The 236-nt window shown below is 34.3% G+C and carries 1 protein-coding gene; it reads right to left on the reverse strand.

The window, feature by feature from the left end:
• Positions 1-236 (reverse strand): hypothetical protein (locus tag SCA31_RS25505; protein ID WP_410699716.1); only part of this gene is annotated, 236 nt, incomplete at both ends.

The following is a 236-nucleotide window of genomic DNA, read 5'->3' on the forward strand; positions in this document are numbered from 1 at the left end:
TTGTAAGCATAATCAATTTTTTGAAGTGGAGTAGTAATATTTGTCCCTCCAACTTTTTTAGATTCTAACTGAGAAAGCTCATTGTATTTATTCTGGGCCAGGATTTCTTTGGGATTAGTATTTACCTGATGTTTATGCACCAGCAATCTGTTTTGCAGATCATATTGAAAAGTCTCTGTAATGACCTTTTCGGTATCAGTATCGAGTCTCTTATGTTTGGTAACGGATTTTAATGG

It is taken from the genome of Chryseobacterium sp. SIMBA_028, assembly GCF_046535285.1.
Taxonomy (GTDB): Bacteria; Bacteroidota; Bacteroidia; order Flavobacteriales; family Weeksellaceae; genus Chryseobacterium.